Origin of the sequence: Micromonospora sp. NBC_00330 (genome assembly GCF_036136635.1) — a bacterium.
Classification (GTDB): Bacteria; Actinomycetota; Actinomycetes; order Mycobacteriales; family Micromonosporaceae; genus Micromonospora; species Micromonospora salmantinae.
This window is the reverse complement of sequence record NZ_CP108012.1, coordinates 5892543-5912861: the sequence shown is the minus strand read 5'-3', so window position 1 is coordinate 5912861 and position 20319 is coordinate 5892543. Positions and strand designations below refer to the sequence as shown.

Sequence of the window (20319 nt, the reverse complement as noted above, 5' to 3'; positions counted from 1 at the left end):
GTGGATTCGGGGCGGTGCCGGGCGTTCCTGCGGTGACAGACTGGTCGCCGCAGGCAACGGGTGGCGTGAGGGAGGCGCGGGTGCGCTGGCGCAGTTTTGTCGCGGTCGGGGACAGCTTCACCGAGGGTATGGACGACGCGTACCCGGACGGCACCTTCCGGGGCTGGGCGGACCTGGTGGCGACCCGGCTCGCCGCCGACGCGGGGCCCGACTTCCGGTACGCGAACCTGGCCATCCGGGGCCGGCTCTTCCCCAGCGTGGTCGCCGAGCAGGTGCCCTCCGCCGTGGCGATGAAGCCCGACCTGATCAGTTTCGCGGCCGGTGGCAACGACGTGCTGCGGCGCACCTTCGACCCGGACACGCTTGTCGCCCGCTTCGACGAGGTGGTCCGGCAACTGCGCTCGGGTGGCGCGGACGTACTCCTCTTCCGGTTCGCGGACGTGATGGCCCGACTGCCCGGCCAACGCCTCGTCGCCCCCCGGGTGCAGCTGCTCAACCAGGCTGTCGGCGAGACCGCCGAGCGGCACGGCGCCATCATGGTCGACCTGTACGCCGACGACACGTTCCTCAACCCCATGCTCTGGAGCACCGACCGGCTGCACCTCTCCCCGGCCGGGCATCGCCGGGTCGCCGGGCAGGTGTTGAACGCCCTCGGGGTTGGTTGTGACGAGGAGTGGCTGATGGTTCCGCCGCACCCGGCGCCGTCGCCGTGGCTGGCCGCCCGCGCTTCTGACCTGCGGTGGGCCGGTCAGTACCTCGCCCCCTGGGTGAAGCGGCGGTTGACCGGTCGGTCGTCCGGTGACACGGTGACGGCGAAGCGCCCGCAACTCGGCCCGCTCGTCGACTGAGCATGCTCACTCTGCACACGGCGGCCCTGCTGCGCCGCGACCGGGACGGCGAGTCGGTGCCCGACCACGCCGTGCTGGTCAGTGGCGACCGGATCGAGGCCGTCGGCCCGCTGGCGGAGCTGAGTTCGGCGTACGCCAACGCCCGGGTTCGCCGCTGGCCCGGCACGCTGGGGCCGGGTCTGCTGCACGACCGGCCGCTGCCGCCCGCGCCGACCCCGCGTGAGCGGGTGCACGCGCTGCTGCGTACCGGGGTGACAGCGGTGCTGGCGGAACACCTGGCCGACCCGGCGCTGCGGGCCGCCGCCGAGCGTGGCGACCTGCTGGTGCTGGCCACCGCCGTGGCGCCGACGCTGCGCCCGGACGGGCGGGCCGACCTCGCGGTGCACGGCGTCGACGGCACCTGCCTGGTGACAGTCGTCGCCGGTCGGATCGCCCACCGTCGCGCCTGAACAGGTCGATCTGTCTCCACTGTGGATAGCAGCGATCGAATCGGGGTCGCCCGATGTCCGCCGTCCTCGATAGCATCCGCTGCCCCCGCTGTTCGGAAGGCGGGGACATCGGGGAAAGGTGGATGAGGGATGACCCTCATACCTGGCACGACGACATCCGCAAGACCCGTCCGGGCACTGCTGGCCATGGGGCTTTCCGTTGCGGTCGCCGCCGGAGCGCTCACGCTCACGGCCGCGCCGGCCGCAGCGGACGAGGCGCTCTCCGTCGGCGACAACCAGCCGCCGGGTGTGCCGACCGAGCTGCAAACCTCCGGCGAGCCGTGCGCGACGGCCGAGCCGTACCAGTTGTGGCAGAACGACGACCTGGCGCTCTCCGCCGTCCTGCACGACCCGGACGTCGACGAGAACGGTGTCACCGACCGGTTGACCGCGACGTTCGCGCTCTGGCCGGTCGACGAGCCGACGGCTCGGATCGAGCGATTCGGGTACAACGGTCGGGAAGGCGATCGGGAGAGCGGCCTCTTCGAACGGGAAACGCTCACCCACGACCGGTTGTACGCGTGGCAGGTCCGGGCGGCGGACAGCGAGGCGACCGGCGAGTGGAGTGGCCTCTGCTACCTCCGGACCGACTTCCAGGGCCCGGAGGTAGCGCCGGTCGTCACCTCCACCGACTTCCCCGTCGAGGGCTGGCACCCGGCGCTGCCGGGTCGGTTCACCTTCGACGCGGCGGCGACACCGGACGCGGTCGGCTTCCGGTATGAGCTGCTCGGCGAGGACGGCGTCCACGCGGTGTCGGCCGACCAGCCCGGCGGCTCGGTCACTGTCACGCTCCGCCCGGATGCGGGGCCCAACACTCTCGTGGTGTGGAGCCTGGACGCGGCCGGGAACAGGTCGCCCGAGGCGCGGTACGAATTCCGGGCCAGCGACGTCGCGCCGATCATCACCGGCAGACTCACCGAGATCGGCGTGCCGACCACGTTCACAGTGCAGCCGCAGATGACGGGTGTGGTCCGCTACCGGTTCCACCTGGACGGCGACCCCGAGCAGACGGTGGAGGCGGCGGCCGACGGCACCGCCACGCTGACCGTCACCGCGACCCGGGGCGGCAACCGGACGCTCTCCGTGACCAGCGTGACCGCCGATGGTGTGACCGCCACCACGACGAGCACCTTCGCGCTGTCCACCGCGCCGAAGATCGCCGCGACTGTCTATCGGCAGGGCGCCACCAGTGGGGCGCCGGGTGTGCCGGGTGTCTTCACCTTCACCCCACGTCAGCCTGACGTGGTCAGCTACCGCTACAGCTTCAACACGGCGACCAGCACCGTGGCCGCGGCGGCCGACGGCACCGCGTCGGTGACCTGGACGCCGACCAAGGCCGGGCTGACCATGCTCACCGTCTGGAGCATCGACCGGAACGGCACCCAGTCGGGTTCGACGTCCTTCATCTTCTTCGTCGGCAATCCCCCGCCGAGCAACCCGGTGCAGGCCGGCGACCAGTAACCCGTCGACCGGCCGGCCCACCATCCCGTGCGGGTGGTGGGCCGGTCCCGTTACAGCGGTCGCGGCTGGCGATCCGGCGTACCTTGGGGATCATGTCTGTGCCGAACGATCCCGATCCCCGCCTCCAGTCGTACGCCGACCCGCAGCGGCTGGTCACCACCGAGTGGCTGGCCGAGCATCTGGGCGATGAGGGCCTCGTCGTCGTCGAGTCCGACGAGGACGTGCTGCTCTACGAATCCGGTCACATTCCCGGTGCGGTCAAGGTCGACTGGCACCTGGACCTGAACGATCAGGTGACCCGGGACTACCTGGACGCCAAGAGCTTCGCCGAGATGTGTGCCGCGAAGGGCATCGGCCGGGGCGACACCGTCGTCTTCTACGGCGACAACTTCAACTGGTGGGCCGCGTACGCCCTCTGGGTCTTCACGCTCTTCGGCCACGCCGACGTGCGGCTGCTCGACGGCGGCCGGCAGAAGTGGATCGCCGAGGGACGCGAGGTGACCCGCGACAAGCCGGCTCGCCCGCGCGCCGACTATCCGGTGCCGCTGCGCGACGACGCGCCGCTGCGGGCCTTCCGTGAGCAGGTCATGGCGCACGTCGCCTCCGGCCGGCCACTTGTCGACGTCCGGTCGCCGGGTGAGTACACCGGCGAGATGCTGCACATGCCGGACTACCCGCAGGAGGGTGCGCTGCGCGGTGGACACATCCCTGGCGCGCTCAGCAAGCCGTGGAAGTCCGCCGCCAACGAGGACGGCACGTTCAAGTCGGCCGACGAGCTGAAGGCGATCTACGCCGACCAACTCGGGCTGAGCCCGGACGACGACGTGATCGCGTACTGCCGCATCGGCGAGCGGTCCAGCCACACCTGGTTCGTGCTGCGGCACCTGTTGGGCTACCCGCAGGTGCGCAACTACGACGGCTCGTGGACCGAGTGGGGCAACCTGGTCCGGGCGCCAGTCGTCAAGGGCGACCAGCCCGGCGGCCTGGCCGTCTGACCAGATCGTCGTGTGATCGACTCGGGTTCCCTGATGTCGGGCCGTCCCGCTCGCCGGGACACCGCGATGTCTATGAACCCGAGTCGATCACGTCGAGATGACGCGACAGTTGTCAGCTGGCGAGTGCGAACACGCCGCGCAGGTCGCGGACGATGCCGGTGATCTCGCCGGTCTCCGGGTGCCAGCGCGCCAGGGCGGCCGGTTCCAGTCGCAGCAGCACCGCGCCCTTGTTGTCCCAGCCCAGCACCTCGCAGCAGCCCTTGCTGCGATCCCGGCCCAGGTCGAGCAGGTGGAGCACGGCCCCGGTCCGCGCGTCCAGCACGGCCGCTCCCTCGGCGCCACTGATCTCGCTGCTGGTGATCCAGGCTGCCCGGGCCAATCGCTCGCCGTGCAGCCAGCCCCGGCCGTAGAACTCGTTGACCTGGTAGGGCGACGGCAGCGCCGAGCCGTTGACCGGCTGTTCGGAGCGGAGTTCGCCCTCCCGGGCGGTCCGACTGCGTAGCTTCAGGCCGGCCCCCTCGCCGTACATGTCGATCAACGGGGCCTCACGGCCGGCGGCCGGGTCGGGTGCGATCAATTCCCAGGTCGACACGTCGATCGTGCTGGCCGCCCCGGTGACCCGGTCCACCGCGTACGTCCGGTCGTCGCCCCCGACCAGCACCCGGTCGTGTGCCCACACCACCAGCTCCAGGTAGCCGTCGAGCGGTATCCGGCGGACGGCCGCCGTGGTGAGGTCGATCATGATCAGCTCTTTGGTCTGCGCGAACGCCGCCGACCGGCCGTCCGGCGACAACACTCCCGGCTTCAGGGCCGCTGCCTCGTTGCCGCCCGCGTCCCGGGTCGGTGCCAACGTCACCACGTCGAGGCTGCGCACCACGCCGTCGTCGCCGAGCACCCGAACCGGGCCGTCCTCGCCACCCTCCTCGGTCAGCGGCTGGAACAACGCCAGTGCCCGCTGGACCGGTCGCTCGGAGAGCGGCACCGTCGCCGGGTCGCCGAGCTTGGCCAACGGATCGGGTGGGAAGGTCAGCTCGGCGGGCGGTTTCTGCACCGGACCCGCGTGGGAGGGGTCGACGGTCGGGGTCACCGTCGGGCCGACCGGAGGGGCCGGCGCCGGGTCGGCGGGCGGTCGCAGCGCCGCAACCGTGCCACCACCGACCAGCACCACGGCCAGGGCGACCACCGCGACGGCCCGGCGGGTACGGCGGGTACGCCGAGCCCGCTCCCATCCGGCGGCGGCCGGCTGGCTGGGGAGCACGTCCTCGACGCTGACGGTCAGCAGGCGGCGCAGTTCCTGCTCGTTCACGGGTTCACCTCCAGGCCGCCGGCCAGATCGGCCGAGCCTCGGCTCGGTCGGGCATCGCGGGCGAGTTCCGGGGCGACCTCGCGGAGTCGGCGCAGCGCCGCATGGCACTGGCTCTTCACGGTGCCGACTGTCACCCCGAGCGCCTCGGCGGTGGCGACCTCGGTCAGGTCCTCGTAGTAGCGCAACACCAGCACGGCCCGCTGCCGCGGTGGCAGCAGGCCCAGCGCGTCGTGCATCGTCAGCCGTAACGCGCCGTCACGGTCGTGGGCCACCTGGTCCGGCGGCGCGGCGCTGAGCCATTCCCGCCGTCGGCGACGCCACCACGACACCGAGTCGCGGTAGAGGATGGCGCGCACGTACGCGGAGGGGTCGCCGTCGCGGACCGAGGACCAGCGCAGCGCCAGCTTGAGCAGCGCGTCCTGGAGGAGGTCCTCGGCCTGATGCTTGTTGCCGCAGATCAGGTAGGCCGCGCGGAGCAGCCGGTGCTGGTGGTTCTCCACGAAGGCGAGGTAGCCGTCGCGTCCGTCGTCCCTCGTCGGCGCCATCCGCCCCCCTCCCCGGCCGTCGCGCTGTACGCGTCACCTGGCAGACGCACGGGAGGTGGGAAAAGGTTGGGTCAGCTCGGTGGCGTTCCGGTCAGATAGCGCTGGAGGGTCGGCGCGATCCAGGCGACCAGCTCGTCCGGCGTGGCGTCCACCATGGGTGACAGGCGGACGATGTATCGGGTGAAGGCGAGGCCGAGGACCTGACTGGCCACCAGGCCGGCGCGTCGGGCGGTCAGCGCCGGGTCGCTGTTGAACGTGGCCACCGCTGCGGTGAGCTGGTCGGCGAAGATGCCGCGCATGCGTTCGGCCGCGCCGGGGTTGGTGCTGGCGGCCCGCAGCAGCGCCACCAGGGTCTCGTCGCCCTCCCAGCGGGCGAGGAAGTGCCGGACCAACACCTCACCGAGTCGAGCGGGCGACACCGAGGTCAGGTCGGGCAGGCGCAGGTCGAACTCGGCCGCCGCCGCGAAGAGCCCCTCCTTGCTGCCGTAGTAGCGCATCACCATCGACGGGTCGATCTGGGCGTCGGCGGCGATGGCCCGGATCGTGGCGCGCTCGTAGCCGTCCGCCGCGAACCGTTCCCGGGCCGCTCGCAGGATCGCCGCCCGGGTGGCGTCGGAGCGGCGGGGCTGGGTCGACTGGACGGCGGGGGTCATGCCAACGACCGTAGGCCAACAAGTGTTGACACGCAATCGGGCGAGCCCTAGCGTTGCCAACACATGTTTGCCAACAAGTGTTGGCAACGGTCTTCTGGAGGTGGCCATGCTGCCCACGAGCACCGACGCCCTGGTGGTGGGCGCCGGCCCCACCGGTCTCGCCACCGCGTTGACGCTGGCCCGGCGCGGGGTCGAGGTGACAGTGCTGGACCGGATGGCCGCGCCGCCGACGACCTCCCGCGCCGCCGTCGTGCACGCGTACACCCTGGAGGTGCTGGACCGGATCGACGCGGCGGCGCCGCTGATCGCCCAGGCGGTGCGGACGCCGCGTTTCACGGTGCGCGACCGGGACCGGGTGCTGCTGTCGGTGCCGTTCCACGAGCTGCCGTCCCGCTTCCCCTACGCGCTGCTGGTCTCCCAGGCGGTCACCGAGGCCGTGCTCACCGAGAAGCTGGCCGAACTCGGTGTCCAGGTACGACGGCCGTGCCAGCTCACCGGGCTGAGCCGCGTCGGCGACGGCATGCTCGCGCAGGTCGACGACGAGGCGCTGCGGGCCCGGTTCGTGGTGGGTGCGGACGGCCTGCACAGCACGGTCCGGCAGTTGGCCGGCATCGGCTTCACCGGCGACAGCGACGAGGAGTCCTTCGTACTCGCCGACGTGCGGGTGCGCAGCGTGCTGCCCCGCGACGAGGCGGCGCTCTTCCTCGCCCGCCCCGGACCGCTGGTCTGGGCGCCACTCCCCGGCGGGGTGGTCCGGCTGGTCGCCGCCGTGGCGAGTGCCCCGGCCGAACCGGACGCGGCCTACCTCCAGGCGTTGCTCGACGAGCGCGGCCCGGCGCGACGACCCGACCGGGTGACCGAGGTGCTCTGGGGCTCCCGGTTCCGGGTGCACCACCGGATCGCCGACACCTTCCGAGCCGGGCCGGTGCTGCTGGCCGGCGACGCCGGGCACGTGCACAGCCCGGCCGGTGGGCAGGGCATGAACCTCGGCATCTGCGACGCGGTAGCGCTCGGCACCGCGGTGGCGGACGTGCTCGACGGGGGCCCGGAGACGCTGCTCGACGACTACACCGCCCGGCAACGGCCGATGGCCGAGGACGTGCTGAGCTTCGCCGCCGGGCTGACCAGGATGGCCGCTGTCTCGCCGGCTCGCCGGCCCGCCCGCGACGTGCTGCTCCGGCTGCTCGGTGCCGTCCCACCGGCCCGCCGACGCATTGCGCTGCGCCTGTCCGGGCTGTCGCACCGGGAGCGGACGCCGGGCTAGCCCGCGCGGCTCGACACAGCGGGCGCGGCCGGTCGCAGTGTCCGCCACGCGGCGACGGTGACCAGCGCGAACGTCGCCGCCGCAGCACCCGCTACCGGCGCCGTGCCGTACGCTGCGGCGGCCAAACCGGCGAACGCCGCCCCGAGCGGTGCGGTGAGCAGACCGACCATCCGCTGGGTCGCACCGACCCGGCCCAGCAGTTCGCTCGGCACCTGCCGCTGCCCGTACGACGCCCACAGGCTGTTCCACACCACTGTGCCGCCGGCGAAGACGGCAAGCGCGATCCCGCCCGACACCGGGTGCCGAGCCAGCGCGAAGCCGGTCAGCGCCACTGTCTCCACGGCCAGCACCGCACGCAGCGCCGGCACCGTGCCGAGCCCGGCGGCGAGCCGTCCCGCCCCGAGCGCCCCCGCCACGCCCCCGACGATGGCGGCGGCGGCGAACAGCCCGTACCCGGCCGGCGGCACCCGGAGCACGTCCAGCGCGTAGAGCACCAGCACCGCCATGATTCCGCTGATCGCCAGGTTGCTCGCGGCGGTGAGCAGCGTGACCCGCCACAGGGTCCGGTGCGCCCGCAGCCAACGCAGCCCCTCGACGATCTCGCTCCACACCGAGCCGTGCCGCCGCGCCGTCCCCGGGATGATGGCGGGAGGCGGGCTGAGGGCCAGCACGAGCACTGCGGCCGCCGCGAAGGTGACGGCGTCGAGGGCGAACGGAAGGGCCGGGGCGACGGCGAACAGGACACCCGCGGCGGGCGCCCCGAGGAAGCCACCGGCCACCGCCGACCCCGCCTGGAGCCGGCCGTTCGCCCGGGGCAGCGCGTCCGGCGGCACCAACGCGGGGAGCAGCGCGAACGACGCGGAGTCGAAGAGAGTGCCCAACGTGGCGAGCAGAAACGCCGCCACCAGCAGCACCAGCACGCTGACCCGGTTGAGCGCGACCACCACTGCCAGAGCCGCCACCACTGCCGCGCGTACCCCGTCGACCACTGCCATCGTCCGACGGCGGTCCCAGCGGTCCGCGTACACACCGCCGAGCAGGCCGAAGAGCAGCGGCGGCAACTGCCCGGCCACTGTCACCGCCGCGATGATCCGCGGATCACGGGTCACTGTCGCGGCCAGCAGGGCCAGTGCCGGGGTACGCAGCGCGTCCCCGAACCGGGACGAGACGGCTGCGGACCACAGGAGGCGGAAGTCCCGGCCCAGAGCGGAGGAAGTCATGCCGGCGACCGTGCCGGTTCGACCGGGTCGAGGGTCAAGCCGCCGGGCAAAGGGGACCGCGCCTGTCGGTGATCATCGGTACGGTGAGCGCCGGCATCGGGACCGGGGAGACAACAGGCGTGGATCACACTTTCCAGGTCGACCTACGTGGCGTGGTTGACCTGCTCAGTCATCACCTCTACGGCAGCCCGCGGGTCTACGTCCGCGAGCTGCTCCAGAACGCGGTGGACGCGATCACCGCCCGACGCAGGACCGAGCCGGACGCGCCGGCTCTGGTACGCATCGAACCCCCGGACAGCACCGGCGACGGCACCCTACGGGTGCATGACACCGGCATCGGCCTGACCGAGGCGCAGGTGCACGAGCTGCTGGCCACCATCGGCCGCAGCTCGAAGCGCGACGAGCTTGGTTTCTCCCGGCACGAGTTCCTCGGCCAGTTCGGCATCGGTCTGCTCTCCTGCTTCCTGGTGGCCGACGAGATCCAGGTGCTCACCCGGCACGGCGACAACCCCACGGTTCGCTGGACCGGGTACGCCGACGGCCGCTACGCGGTGACGGTGGCCCCGCCGGAGGCCGCTCGCGCCGAGCCGGGCACCACCGTCACGCTGGTCCCCCGCCGAGACGCGGACCAGTGGTTCACCACCGCGACAGTCACCGACCTGGCAAGGCTCTTCGGCGCGCTGCTGCCGGTCACCGTCCGCGTCGGCGACGTCGTCACCACCACCGGGGAGCCACCCTGGCCGACCACGCCGGGTGCGCCACTGGACCGCGCGGCGCTGATCCGGTACGCCCGGGAGACGCTCGGCGTGGACCCGTTCGACGTCCTGCCGCTGGCCGTGCCGGAGGCCGGGCTGACCGGTGTCGCCGTCATCCTGCCGACGCCGGTGAACCCGGCGGCCCGGGCCGGGCACCGCGTCTACCTCAAGCGGATGCTGCTCACCGAGAACGCCGACGGCCTGCTGCCGGAGTGGGCGTTCTTCGCACACTGCGTGGTGGACGCGACCGAGCTGCGCCCGACCGCCAGCCGGGAGGCCCTCTACGAGGACACCCTGCTGACGGCGACCAGGGAGGCGCTCGGCGACCAGGTGCGCGGCTGGTTGGTCCGGTTGGCCCGGCACGACCCGCACCGGCTGGCCGAGTTCCTCCAGGTACACCACCTCGGCGTGAAGGCCCTGGCGCTGCACGACGACGAGATGCTCCGGCTGGTCGACAGGTGGTGGCCCATGGACACCAACGTCGGCACGCTCACCCTCGCCGAGTTCCGGGAGCGCTACGGCGTGGTCCGCTACGCGGCGAGCCTGGACGAGTTCCGTCAGCTCGCCGCAGTCGCCGCGGCGCAGGACCTGGCGGTGGTCAACGCGGGCTACACGTACGACACCGAGCTGATCGAGCGGCTGCCGGTGGTGGACCGCTCGGTGCTGATCGAGCGGCTGGAGCCGAGCGACCTCACCACCCGGTTCGACGCGCTCGACCCGCAGGTGGAGTTGGCGCTGCGACAGTTCCTCGCGGCGGCGCAGCGGGCCGTCGAGCGTTCCGGCTGCGAGGTGGTCATCCGGGCGTACGACCCGGTCTCGCTGCCCGCGCTCTACCTGGTCAGCCGGTCGGCGGCGTTCAACGACCAGCTCGCCGCCAGCCGGGACCGGGCCGACGAGCTGTGGGGCGGAGTGCTCGACGCGCTCGCCGCCACCGCCCCGCCGGACCGTCCGCAGTTGGTGCTCAACCACCGCAACCCGCTGGTACGACGGGTGACCATGCTGGCCGACCCGGAGCTGGTCGGTCTGGCCATCGAGGCGCTCTACGGGCAGGCGCTGCTGCTCGGCCACCATCCGATCCGCGCCGCCGACGCGGCGTTGCTGAACGATTCCTTCCTCGGCCTGCTCGGCCGGGCTGTCCCGGGACGGGAGTGAGCATGAGCGACGAGGATCTGTGGCGGGTGCTGCGCGGCATCTCCGACATGCCGTACGGGGCGGGGCAGATCGCCGCGCTGGAGCAGCTGCTGCGCCGGGTGGACGCCTCCGACGATCGGCACCTTGCGTTCGTCACCCGGATGCAGGCCACCACCGGCTACATCTACGGCGGTGAGCCAGCCAAGTCCTTCGTGACCTTCTCCTGGTGCCTGTCCGAGTTCGACAGTGACCCGCAGCCGTACCACCAGCGTCACCTGCACAACCTGCTCTGGCACTTCAAATACATGATCAACGGCCTGCTGAACTTCCCGGAGGTGCCGCTCGACCGCACGTACGCCGTGCTGGACGACATGGAACGCCGCTACCGGGCCGGCGGGCACAGCCTTCAGGCAGTGCACAAGCACCGGTTCCGGGTCGCCGACCACGTGGGCGACGTCGAGGCAGCGGCGCACTGGTACCGGCTCTGGCAGACCACCCCGCGCGACGAACTCTCCGACTGCGCCGGCTGTGACCCCACGAGCCAGGTGGGCTACCTCGCCGACACGGGGCGGGACGTGGAGGCGGTGGAGCTGGCCGAGCCGGTGCTCGCCGGCCGGCTCAACTGCAACGAGCAGCCGCAGTCGATCCTCACCGCGCTGCTCCTGCCGTACCTGCGGACCGGGCGGGCCGAGGAGGCGCGGGACGCGCACCGGGAGGCGTACCGCCGGCTGCGCGGCAACCTCGCCAACCTGTGGGACATCGCGGACCATGTCGAGTTCTGCACGCTGACCGGCAACGAGGCGCGGGCGATCGAGCTGGTCGAGCGGCACCTGGACTGGCTGGACCGGCCGCCGTCGCCGGCCGCCGCCATGCACTTCGCGGCTGCGGCCGCCGCCGCACTGCGTCAGGCCGGTCCGTCGACCGTGTACCGCCGGGCCGCCGAGGGCCGGCCGGCCGCCGAGGTGTCGGCGGCGTCGTTGGCGGACGAGCTGGCCGAGACCGCTACCGGTCTGGCCGCCCGCTTCGACGCCCGTAACGGCACGAGCCACCAGTCGGAGTGGGTCGCCAGTCGGCTGGCCGTGCAGGCGAGCGGGGAGCATGTGCCCCTGTCCGCGAGTGTCCGCCGCCGCCCGGCCCGCCCGACCCGTCCGGTCGGGGAGGAGCCCAGCGCCCCGGTGTCGTCCACGGAGCGAGGCGAGCGAGTGCGAAGCGGTAAGGGCGAACGACCCGCCGTGACAGTGCCTGCCGACGCCGGCCCGGACGATCTGCTGGACCTCGCGGAGCAGAGCTGGGGCCGGCACGACTGGGCCACCTTCCGGGCGGCGCTGGCCACCTTCGACGACCGGTTCGGCTCCGCCGAGCTGCCCGCCCGCACGTCCGCGCACCGGCTGGCGCTGCGGGCGTCGGAGCGTGGCGACGAGAACGACATCGATGGTGCGATCAAGCTGAATCGGGCGGCGTTGGAGCTGTACCGGGAGGCGGACGACGAGGTGGCCGCCCAGGCGGTCGCCGGGCGGCTCGGCGTGTTGTTGACCCGGGCCGACGAGGACACCGAGGAAGGCCTGCTGCTGGTCCGGGAGGCGGCCGAGGTCCTGGACCGGCTCGGCGACGCCCAGCAGCGGGCGGCCGGACACGACCGGGTGGCGTTGGCGCTGCTGCACCGCGAGCGTTGGGCGGACGCACTCGCCGCGCTCGACCGGGTACCGGCCGACGCGGGCGGCGATCGGCACCTGGCGGCCCGGATCGCACTGCACCGGGGGCACCTGCTGGAGCAGTTGGACCGCGTCGACGAGGCCCACTCCGCCGTCGACGAGGCACGCCGGATCGGCCGGGAGTTGGGTGTCGGCGAGGTGGTCACGGCCGCCTGCCTGGCGTACGCCCGGCTCGTCGACGATCCGGCGGACGCCGTGGCCGCCTGCGACGAGGCGTTGGAGACGGCACCGGCGGACGCGGAGCTGCCGGTCCGGGTCGCCCGCGCCCGGGCGTTGCTGTCGGCCGGCCGGGCCCCGGACGCGGTTGACGACTTCGTCGAGGCGGTGACGCTGTGCGTGGAGCGGGGCGCCGAGGGGGACGCGTTCCTGCGGTGGGAGCTGGCGAACGCGTACCGGATGGTGGGCCGGCTCGCCGAGGCCGCCGAGGTCGCCGAGGAGGCCGTGCTCGGTCTGGATCGGCTGGGCGCCCAGGCGGAGGCCGACCGCTGCCGGCACCTGCTGGCCGGCGTGTACGCCGGACTTGGCGAGATCGATCCGGCGTTGGCCCTGTTGGAGCAGTTGGCCAGTAATCTGGACGGACCGGACAACCTTCCGCACCGGGCGCAGGTGCTGGAGGAGGCTGGCGGGATTCTCTACGACGCCGACCGGGACGCGGCGGCGGGCGAGCGGTTCGCCGCTGCGGCTGAGGCGTACCGGCTCGGTGACCTGCCCCTGGACGAGCTGCGTGCTCGCCGGCGGGAGACGTACGCCTGGTTCTGGGCCGACGACCGGGACGCGGCGTTGCACGCCGTCGAGGTGGTGGACGGGTTGGCGGCGAAGCTGGCCGGGCAGGCCGAACCGCCGGTGCTGTACGAGCTGGCGATGGCGGCCGAGGCCGGAGCGCGGGTGCTCACCGGCGAGGAGCGACTGGACGAGGCCCTGGGCCGGCTGACCGGGGTACCGGACCGGTTGCGCTCGATCGAGGCGTTCGGTGAGGCCGCCCAGGTGGAGGCCCTGATCGGTGAGTTGCTGCTGCGCCTGGAGCGGCCCGCCGAGGCGGAGCCGCTGCTGCGCCGCGTGCTCGGTGGGTTGCCGGCCGCCTCGCGGCAGGTCCGCCAGACGGCCTGGCTGCTGGCTCGGGCACTGGATCTGCTCGATCGACCCGCGGAAGCCGCCGCGCTGCGCGCGGAGCACGACCTGGACGAGGACGACTGACCTCGGTGGCCGCCCCTGGCCAGGTCAGGGGCGGCCCGGCCCGGAGCGGACGGAAGTGACCGGCAACCATCGCGGGCTCGTCGCGGTCTAGGCTTGCCCGGTGACGGTGGAGCAGCAGGCACGGGGTGCGGCGGGTGCGGGCCGGCGCAGGTCCCGCAAGGACGAGATCCTGGAGATCGCGGTAGGTCTGTTCGCGGCGCGCGGCTATCACGGCGTGTCGATGGACGACATCGGCGCGGCCGCCGGGGTCACCGGTCCGGCGCTCTACCACCACTTCGCCGGCAAGGAAGCGATGCTGGCCGCCGCGCTGATTCCGGTCAGTGAGGGGTTGTTGGCCGGTGGGCGGGAACGCGCCGCCGGGGGTTCGGACGACCCGCGCGGGGTGCTGGAGTCGCTGATCGACTTCCACGTCGAGTTCGCGCTGGCCAACCCGGCGGTGATCGCGTTGCACCTGCACGAGCTGGACCGCCTGCCCGAGGAGCCGCGGCGGCGGATTCGTCGCCTGCAACGGCTCTACGTCGAGGATTGGGTGACGGTGCTCACCGCGCTGCACCCGGGGATGCCCGACGGCGAGGCGCGGGTGCTCGCGCACTCCGCGTTCGGCCTGATGAACTCGACGCCGTTCCTCGGTGGTGAGGTGGATCGGCGACGCCGCGCCGAGTTGCTGCGCGGCGCGACCCTGGCCGCGCTGCTCGCCTGAGCCGACTCGTCAGAACCGTGCCGGTCATGATTCCCTGACATCGTCCCACCATCCGGACGCCGGGAGGAAACATGATCGAGTCACTGCTGGTCGCCAATCGGGGCGAGATCGCCCGCCGGATCATCCGGACCGCCAAGCGGCTCGGCATCCGCGTGATCGCTGTGCACTCGGAGGCCGACGCCGACCTGCCGTTCGTCGCGGAGGCGGACGAGGCGGTCCTCATCGGCCCACCGAACCCGGCGCTGAGCTACCGCAACACCGAGGCGATCCTCGCCGCCGCGAAGTCGACGGGCGCGCAGGCCATCCACCCCGGGTACGGCTTCCTGTCGGAGAACGCCGAGTTCGCCCGTACCGTCGAGGCGAGCGGCCTGATCTGGGTCGGACCCGACGCGGACGCGATCACCGCGATGGGCGACAAGATCAACGCTCGGAACCTGATGGCGGCGGCCGGTGTTCCGGTCGCACCGGGTACCACCGACCCGGCCGCCGACCTGGACGCTGCGGTGACGGCCGCGGCCGAGATCGGCTACCCGGTGATGGTCAAGGCGGCCGCCGGCGGTGGCGGCATGGGCATGGGCGTGGCGGTCGACGAGGCCGCGTTGCGCACGGAGTACGACAAGGTGCGCGCGTTCGCCGAGCGGATGTTCGGCGACGGTTCAGTGTTGATCGAGCGGTACTTTCCCCGGGTGCGGCACGTCGAGGTGCAGATCCTCGGCCTGGCCGACGGCCGGGTGGTGGCGCTCGGCGAGCGGGAGTGCTCGGTGCAGCGGCGCAACCAGAAGCTGGTCGAGGAGTCCCCGTCGCCGGCGGTCTCGCCGGAGCTGCGATCCCGGCTCCTGGCGGCGGCGGTGCGGGCCGGCGAGGCGGTCGGCTACCGCAACGCGGGCACTGTGGAGTGCCTGTTGGTCCCGCGTGAGCCCGACGCTGCTGGCACTGCTCCCGGCTCCGAGGACTTCTTCTTCCTGGAGATGAACACGCGGTTGCAGGTGGAGCACCCGGTGACCGAGTACGTCTACGGCATCGACCTGGTCGAGGAGCAGTTGCGGGTGGCCTCCGGGTTGGCGCCGACGTTCGACCCGGACGCGTTGACCCCGAGTGGGCACGCCATCGAGATGCGAATCAACGCGGAGGACCCGAAGCGTTTCCTGCCCGGCCCGGGTGTGATCAGGACGTGGGTGGAGCCGACGGGCGAGGGTGTCCGGGTGGACTCCGGCTACACCGAGGGAAACACCGTCACCCCGTTCTACGACAGCCTGCTGGCCAAGCTGATCGTCAGTGGGGCGACCCGCGACGAGGCGCTCGACCGAGCGAAGGCAGCCGTCGCGGCCTTCCAGATCGAGGGTCCGAAGAACAACGTCCCCTTCTTCGCCGAGCTGCTCACCAACGCCGAGTTCCTCTCCGGCGCCTACGACACCGGCATCGTCTCCCGCATGCGCTGACCCCCCGGTCCACCGCGGTGATCAAGAGGTTTGCGTCGGGATTCGCGCTGCGGATGACGCAAACCTCTTGATCAACAGCGGGGTGGCATGCTGGGAGGACCCCCTAAGCACTGCTTTCGTCACAGTGAGGTGACCCCTTATGGCGGACCTGCCAGATTCCGTCTCCATCCGCGAGGTTGGGCCGCGGGACGGGTTGCAGAACGAGGACCCGATCCCGACCGACGCCAAGGTGCGGCTGCTGGACGCCCTCTCCGGCACCGGCGTACGCCGAATCGAGGCGGTGTCGTTCGTGCACCCCAAGGCGATCCCGCAGATGGCCGACGCCGACGAGGTGTGGCAGCGGGCGGTGAAGGCCGACGGGGTGCGGTACTCCGCGCTGGTGCCGAACACCCGGGGCGCCCAGCGTGCCCTCGCCGCCGGATTCACCGAGATCGAGGTGGTGGTCTCGGCCAGCGACACCCACAACCGGCGCAACGTCAACCGGTCCACCGACGAGTCGCTGGACGACATCGCCGAGCTGATCGACCTGCTGCACGGTGCGTCGGCGCGGGTCGAGGTGATCGTGGCGACCAGCTTCGGCTGCCCGTACGAGGGGGACACCGACCCGCAGCGGGTGGCCGGGATCGTGGACCGGGTCGTCCGCGACGGCGCGGACCGGGTCGCGTTCGGCGACACCACCGGCATGGGCACCCCGCGTCGGGTCCGCGAGCTGCTGACCGCGGTACGCGACCGCAACGCCCACGTGCCGGTCCTGCTGCACTTCCACAACACCCGGGGTACGGCGCTGGCCAACCTGCTGACCGCGTTGGAGCTGGGGGTGACCGAGTTCGACGCCAGCGTCGGTGGCCTCGGTGGCTGCCCGTACGCGCCGGGAGCGAGCGGCAACCTGGCCACCGAGGAGGCCGTGCACATGCTGCACGACATGGGCATCGACACCGGCATCGACCTGCCGGCCCTGATCGAGGCGGCGGAGCTGGCCGAGGAGTTGCTCGGCAAGAAGTTGCCGTCCGGTGTGCTGCGGGCCGGCCCGCGTACCCGGCTGACGCCGCTGCCGAGCTGAGGACGCGACGAAGGGGCCGGCGCGCGCGCCGGCCCCTTCCACGTGCCAGGTCGATCAGCTCACCGAGGTGAGCGCGCTCGGCCAACTGTCGCGGAAGATGTCCGCGCTGCGGTCGCTGGCGCTGAACGTGCCGGCGAAGAGGTTGCTCACCCGGCTCGCCTCGGCGGAACTCGGGTAGGGGTTGGTGCAGCTGGTGCCGGCGCTGCCGCCGGACATCAGCAGCGCGCAGTTTCCGTTGTAGTTGTCCGGCAGACCGAGGATGTGCCCGATCTCGTGGGTCATGATCCGCAGCACGCTGTACTGGGCGGCCTGCTGGGTGTCGATGTAGACCCGGCCGTTGCCGAGGCTGGTCCGCTGGGCGTACGAGCCGCCGCCGGTGATCTGGTAGATGCGCAGGTTGGAGCCGCAGTTGGCGGAGAGCGTCAGGTTGCTGGTGGCGTTGTTCCAGATCGAGGCGGCCTGGTTGGCGACGCTGGCGTAGCTTCCCGCCTGGCTGGTGTTGTAGCAGATGGTCATGGCGGCGGACGCGGGCGACGGGTTGGCGACCGTGATGCCGAGGGTGGCGAGTGTCGTCGCGAGCAACGCGACGGCGAGCCGATTGAGTCGTGAGGTCATCGCTGACTCCGATCTGGAAGGAGGGGTGCCAGGAGCCTAGCGATATGTATTCACGTTTTTCAATGTCTTGCTCTCGGCTTCGCTGTCTGGTTCGCTCGTAGGTCGCCGACAACCGTGCCGATGCGCTAGCCTAACGATCGTTCAGGTCAGTATGGCGGAGGAGTCGGCGTGACGCTCGACGGTGAGGCACTGGAGCAGCTGCGCAAGCGGGCCCGGTCCGGCGGCGCGGACAAGTACCACGCGGCCAACGCGGCCAAGGGCAAGCTCTTCGCCCGTGAACGGGTCGCGCTCCTGGTCGACGAGGGCTCGTTCGTCGAAGACGGCCTCTACGCCAACACGATGGCCGAAGGACTGCCCGCGGACGGCGTGGTGACCGGCACCGCCACCATCGACGGCCGGCAGGTCTGCCTGATGGCCAACGACTCCACGGTCAAGGCCGGCAGCTGGGGCGCCCGCACCGTCGAGAAGATCATCAGGATCATCGAGCGGGCGTACGGCGCCGGCGTGCCGATGGTCTACCTGGTCGACTCCGCCGGCGCCCGGATCACCGACCAGGTCGATCTCTTCCCCGGCCGGCGTGGCGCCGGCAAGATCTTCTGGAACCAGGTCCGCGCCTCGGGCTCGATCCCGCAGGTCTGCGCGCTGTTCGGCCCGAGCGCCGCCGGTGGGGCGTACATCCCGGCGTTCTGCGACGTGGTCGCGCTGGTCGACGGCAACGCCAGCATGTACCTCGGCTCCGACCGGATGGTCGAGATGGTCACCGGCGAGAAGACCACCCTGGAGGCGATGGGCGGGGCGAAGGTGCACACCGCCGAATCCGGCGTGGGGCACTTCCTCTGCAAGACCGAGGCCGACGCGCTCGACGTCGTGAAGACCTACCTGTCGTACCTGCCGGCGAACTGGACGCAGGCGCCGCCGACCGCACCGGCGGTCGCCGCGCCCGCGAAGGCCGACCTGGCCGCCTTGGTGCCGGCCAGCGAGCGGCAGGCGTTCGACATGCGACGGTACGTCAAGGGCCTGCTCGACGAGGGTTCCTTCTTCGAGATCCAGGCCCTCTGGGCCAAGGAGTTGACCATCGGCTTCGGTCGCCTCGACGGTCAGGTCGTCGGCGTGATCGGCAACAACTCGATGTTCAAGGGCGGCGTGCTCTTCGTCGACTCGGCCGACAAGGCCACCCGGTTCGTGCAGCTCTGCGACGCGTTCAACGTGCCGCTGCTGTTCCTCAGCGACGTGCCCGGCTTCATGGTCGGCAGCGTGGTGGAGAAGCAGGGCATCATCCGGCACGGCGCCAAGATGATCACCGCGATCTCCGAGGCGACAGTTCCGAAGATCTGCGTGGTGGTCCGCAAGGCGTACGGCGCCGGTCTCTACGCGATGGCCGGCCCCGGGTTCGAGCCGGACGCCACCATCGCGCTGCCGACCGCGAAGATCGCCGTGATGGGCGCCGAGGCTGCCGTGAACGCGGTCTACGCCAACAAGATCGCCGCCATCGCGGACGAGGACGAGCGGGCGGCCTTCGTCGCCGCCAAGCGGGCCGAGTACGAGCAGGACATCGACGTCGTCCGGCTGGCCAGCGAGCTGGTGGTGGACGCCATCGTCGAGCCGCACGACCTGCGCACCGAGCTGGTCCGTCGATTCGCGGCGGCGCGTACCAAGGATCGGCACTTCTCCCGCCGCCGGCACGGCGTCACCCCGGTCTGATCATCGACTCAGGCCCGCACAGCGACCCGCCCCCGGTGTCACGAGCGCCGAGGCGGACCGTCCTTACAGGAGGATGAGATGGACTTCCGGCTCACCGACGAACAAGCGGCGCTGCGCGAGAGCGTGCGGGAATTCGCCCGCGAGGTGGTCGCCCCGGTCATCGCCGAGCACTACGAGCAGCACACCTTCCCGTACGAGGTGATCCGGCAGATGGGCAAGATGGGCCTGTTCGGTCTGCCCTTCGCCGAGGAGCACGGCGGCATGGGCGGCGACTACTTCGCGCTCTGCCTGGCCCTGGAGGAGTTGGCCCGGGTCGACTCCAGCGTGGCCATCACGTTGGAGGCGGCGGTCTCGCTGGGTGCGATGCCGATCTACCGCTTCGGCACCGAGGAGCAGAAGGCGACCTGGCTGCCCCGGCTGCTCAGCGGTGAGGCGCTGGCCGGCTTCGGTCTCACCGAGCCGGGCACCGGCTCGGACGCCGCCGGCACCCAGACCCGGGCGGTGCTGGACGGCGACGAGTGGGTGATCAACGGGTCGAAGGCGTTCATCACCAACTCGGGGACCGACATCACGGCCATGGTCACCGTCACGGCGGTGACCGGCACGAACCCGGACGGCTCCAAGGAGTTGTCGACGATCATCGTGCCGACCGGCACGCCCGGGTTCGCCGTCGCGCCGGGCTACTCCAAGGTGGGCTGGACCGCCTCGGACACCCACGAGCTGACCTTCGACGACTGCCGGGTGCCGGCCGCCAACCTGCTGGGCGCCCGGGGCCGGGGGTTCGCGCAGTTCCTGCGGATCCTCGACGAGGGCCGGATCGCCATCGCCGCGCTCGCCGTCGGCCTCGCGCAAGGCTGTGTCGACGAGTCGATCAAGTACGCGAAGGAGCGGCACGCCTTCGGCAAGCCGATCGGCGCCAACCAGGCCATCCAGTTCAAGATCGCCGACATGGAGCTGAAGGCACACACCGCTCGCCTGGCGTACTACGACGCCGCCGCACGGATGCTGGCCGGCGAGCCGTTCAAGCGGCAGGCCGCCATCGCCAAACTGCACGCCAGCACGATCGCTGTGGACAACGCCCGGGAGGCCACCCAGATCCACGGCGGGTACGGCTTCATAAACGAGTACCCGGTGGCCCGGTTCTGGCGGGACTCCAAGATCCTGGAGATCGGCGAGGGCACGAGTGAGGTGCAGCGCATGATCATCGCTCGGGATCTGGGCCTCTGAGTGGT

General features: G+C 71.8%; 17 protein-coding genes. 12 read left to right on the top strand and 5 right to left on the bottom strand.

Going from position 1 to position 20319, the window contains the following annotated elements:
- Positions 1–80: 80 nt before the first annotated feature.
- The 4 genes from OG598_RS26895 to OG598_RS26880 all read left to right on the top strand — a co-directional run bounded on the left by OG598_RS26895 (position 81) and on the right by OG598_RS26880 (position 3792).
- Positions 81–848 (top strand): SGNH/GDSL hydrolase family protein, encoded by a 768-nt coding sequence (locus tag OG598_RS26895; protein WP_112583954.1) that lies wholly within the window; start codon positions 81–83, stop codon positions 846–848.
- A 2-nt stretch (positions 849–850) separates the two neighbouring features.
- A complete protein-coding gene (locus OG598_RS26890) occupies positions 851–1297 on the top strand; it encodes an imidazolonepropionase-like domain-containing protein (RefSeq protein ID WP_328651611.1) in 447 nt (148 codons plus the stop codon).
- 129 nt (positions 1298–1426) lie between these two features.
- Positions 1427–2797, top strand: a complete 1371-nt coding sequence (locus OG598_RS26885) for a hypothetical protein (protein ID WP_328651610.1) — start codon at positions 1427–1429, stop codon at positions 2795–2797.
- Between the two features lie 92 nt (positions 2798–2889).
- Entirely contained in the window at positions 2890–3792 is a 903-nt protein-coding gene (locus OG598_RS26880; RefSeq protein ID WP_203121729.1) for a sulfurtransferase, read from the top strand.
- Between the two features lie 112 nt (positions 3793–3904).
- Here OG598_RS26880 and OG598_RS26875 read toward each other — a convergent pair whose 3' ends face one another.
- The 3 genes from OG598_RS26875 to OG598_RS26865 form a co-directional block, all read right to left on the bottom strand.
- Complete coding sequence (locus tag OG598_RS26875; RefSeq protein WP_328651609.1) at positions 3905–5098, bottom strand: hypothetical protein; 1194 nt, start codon at positions 5096–5098, stop codon at positions 3905–3907.
- Complete coding sequence (locus OG598_RS26870) at positions 5095–5643, bottom strand: SigE family RNA polymerase sigma factor (protein ID WP_328651608.1); 549 nt, start codon at positions 5641–5643, stop codon at positions 5095–5097. The genes OG598_RS26875 and OG598_RS26870 overlap by 4 nt, the downstream gene beginning before the upstream one ends.
- A 71-nt stretch (positions 5644–5714) precedes the next feature.
- On the bottom strand, positions 5715–6296 hold the full coding sequence (locus tag OG598_RS26865) for a TetR/AcrR family transcriptional regulator (RefSeq protein WP_328651607.1): 582 nt from the start codon (positions 6294–6296) through the stop codon (positions 5715–5717).
- 106 nt (positions 6297–6402) lie between these two features.
- On the opposite strand from OG598_RS26865, the gene OG598_RS26860 reads away from it, so the two are divergent.
- Positions 6403–7560 (top strand): FAD-dependent oxidoreductase, encoded by a 1158-nt coding sequence (locus OG598_RS26860; RefSeq protein WP_328651606.1) that lies wholly within the window; start codon positions 6403–6405, stop codon positions 7558–7560.
- On the opposite strand, the gene OG598_RS26855 is transcribed toward OG598_RS26860, so the two are convergent.
- Positions 7557–8780 carry an MFS transporter gene (locus tag OG598_RS26855; RefSeq protein WP_328651605.1) on the bottom strand — a complete coding sequence of 408 codons (1224 nt, stop codon included), beginning with the start codon at positions 8778–8780 and terminating at the stop codon, positions 7557–7559. The two genes, OG598_RS26860 and OG598_RS26855, sit on opposite strands and share 4 nt — an antisense overlap.
- Positions 8781–8899: 119 nt before the next feature.
- On the opposite strand from OG598_RS26855, the gene OG598_RS26850 reads away from it, so the two are divergent.
- The 5 genes from OG598_RS26850 (at position 8900) to OG598_RS26830 (ending at position 16771) form a co-directional block, all read left to right on the top strand.
- A complete protein-coding gene (locus OG598_RS26850) occupies positions 8900–10687 on the top strand; it encodes an HSP90 family protein (RefSeq protein ID WP_328651604.1) in 1788 nt (595 codons plus the stop codon).
- 2 nt (positions 10688–10689) lie between these two features.
- Positions 10690–13572, top strand: coding sequence for a hypothetical protein (locus OG598_RS26845; protein WP_328651603.1), 2883 nt, complete (start codon positions 10690–10692; stop codon positions 13570–13572).
- Between the two features lie 100 nt (positions 13573–13672).
- On the top strand, positions 13673–14272 hold the full coding sequence (locus tag OG598_RS26840) for a TetR/AcrR family transcriptional regulator (protein ID WP_328651602.1): 600 nt from the start codon (positions 13673–13675) through the stop codon (positions 14270–14272).
- 71 nt (positions 14273–14343) lie between these two features.
- The gene (locus tag OG598_RS26835; protein ID WP_328651601.1) at positions 14344–15711 is read left to right on the top strand and encodes an acetyl-CoA carboxylase biotin carboxylase subunit; all 1368 of its coding nucleotides are present in this window, start codon (positions 14344–14346) and stop codon (positions 15709–15711) included.
- Positions 15712–15850: 139 nt separating this feature from the next.
- On the top strand, positions 15851–16771 hold the full coding sequence (locus OG598_RS26830; protein WP_328651600.1) for a hydroxymethylglutaryl-CoA lyase: 921 nt from the start codon (positions 15851–15853) through the stop codon (positions 16769–16771).
- 54 nt (positions 16772–16825) lie between these two features.
- Here the strand turns inward: OG598_RS26830 and OG598_RS26825 are convergent, their stop codons facing one another.
- Entirely contained in the window at positions 16826–17386 is a 561-nt protein-coding gene (locus OG598_RS26825; protein WP_328651599.1) for a snapalysin family zinc-dependent metalloprotease, read from the bottom strand.
- Between the two features lie 168 nt (positions 17387–17554).
- Between OG598_RS26825 and OG598_RS26820 the strand changes: the two genes are divergently transcribed.
- On the top strand, positions 17555–19087 hold the full coding sequence (locus OG598_RS26820) for an acyl-CoA carboxylase subunit beta (protein ID WP_328651598.1): 1533 nt from the start codon (positions 17555–17557) through the stop codon (positions 19085–19087).
- A 78-nt stretch (positions 19088–19165) separates the two neighbouring features.
- The gene (locus tag OG598_RS26815; RefSeq protein WP_328651597.1) at positions 19166–20314 is read left to right on the top strand and encodes an acyl-CoA dehydrogenase family protein; all 1149 of its coding nucleotides are present in this window, start codon (positions 19166–19168) and stop codon (positions 20312–20314) included.
- The last annotated feature ends 5 nt before the right edge of the window (positions 20315–20319 follow it).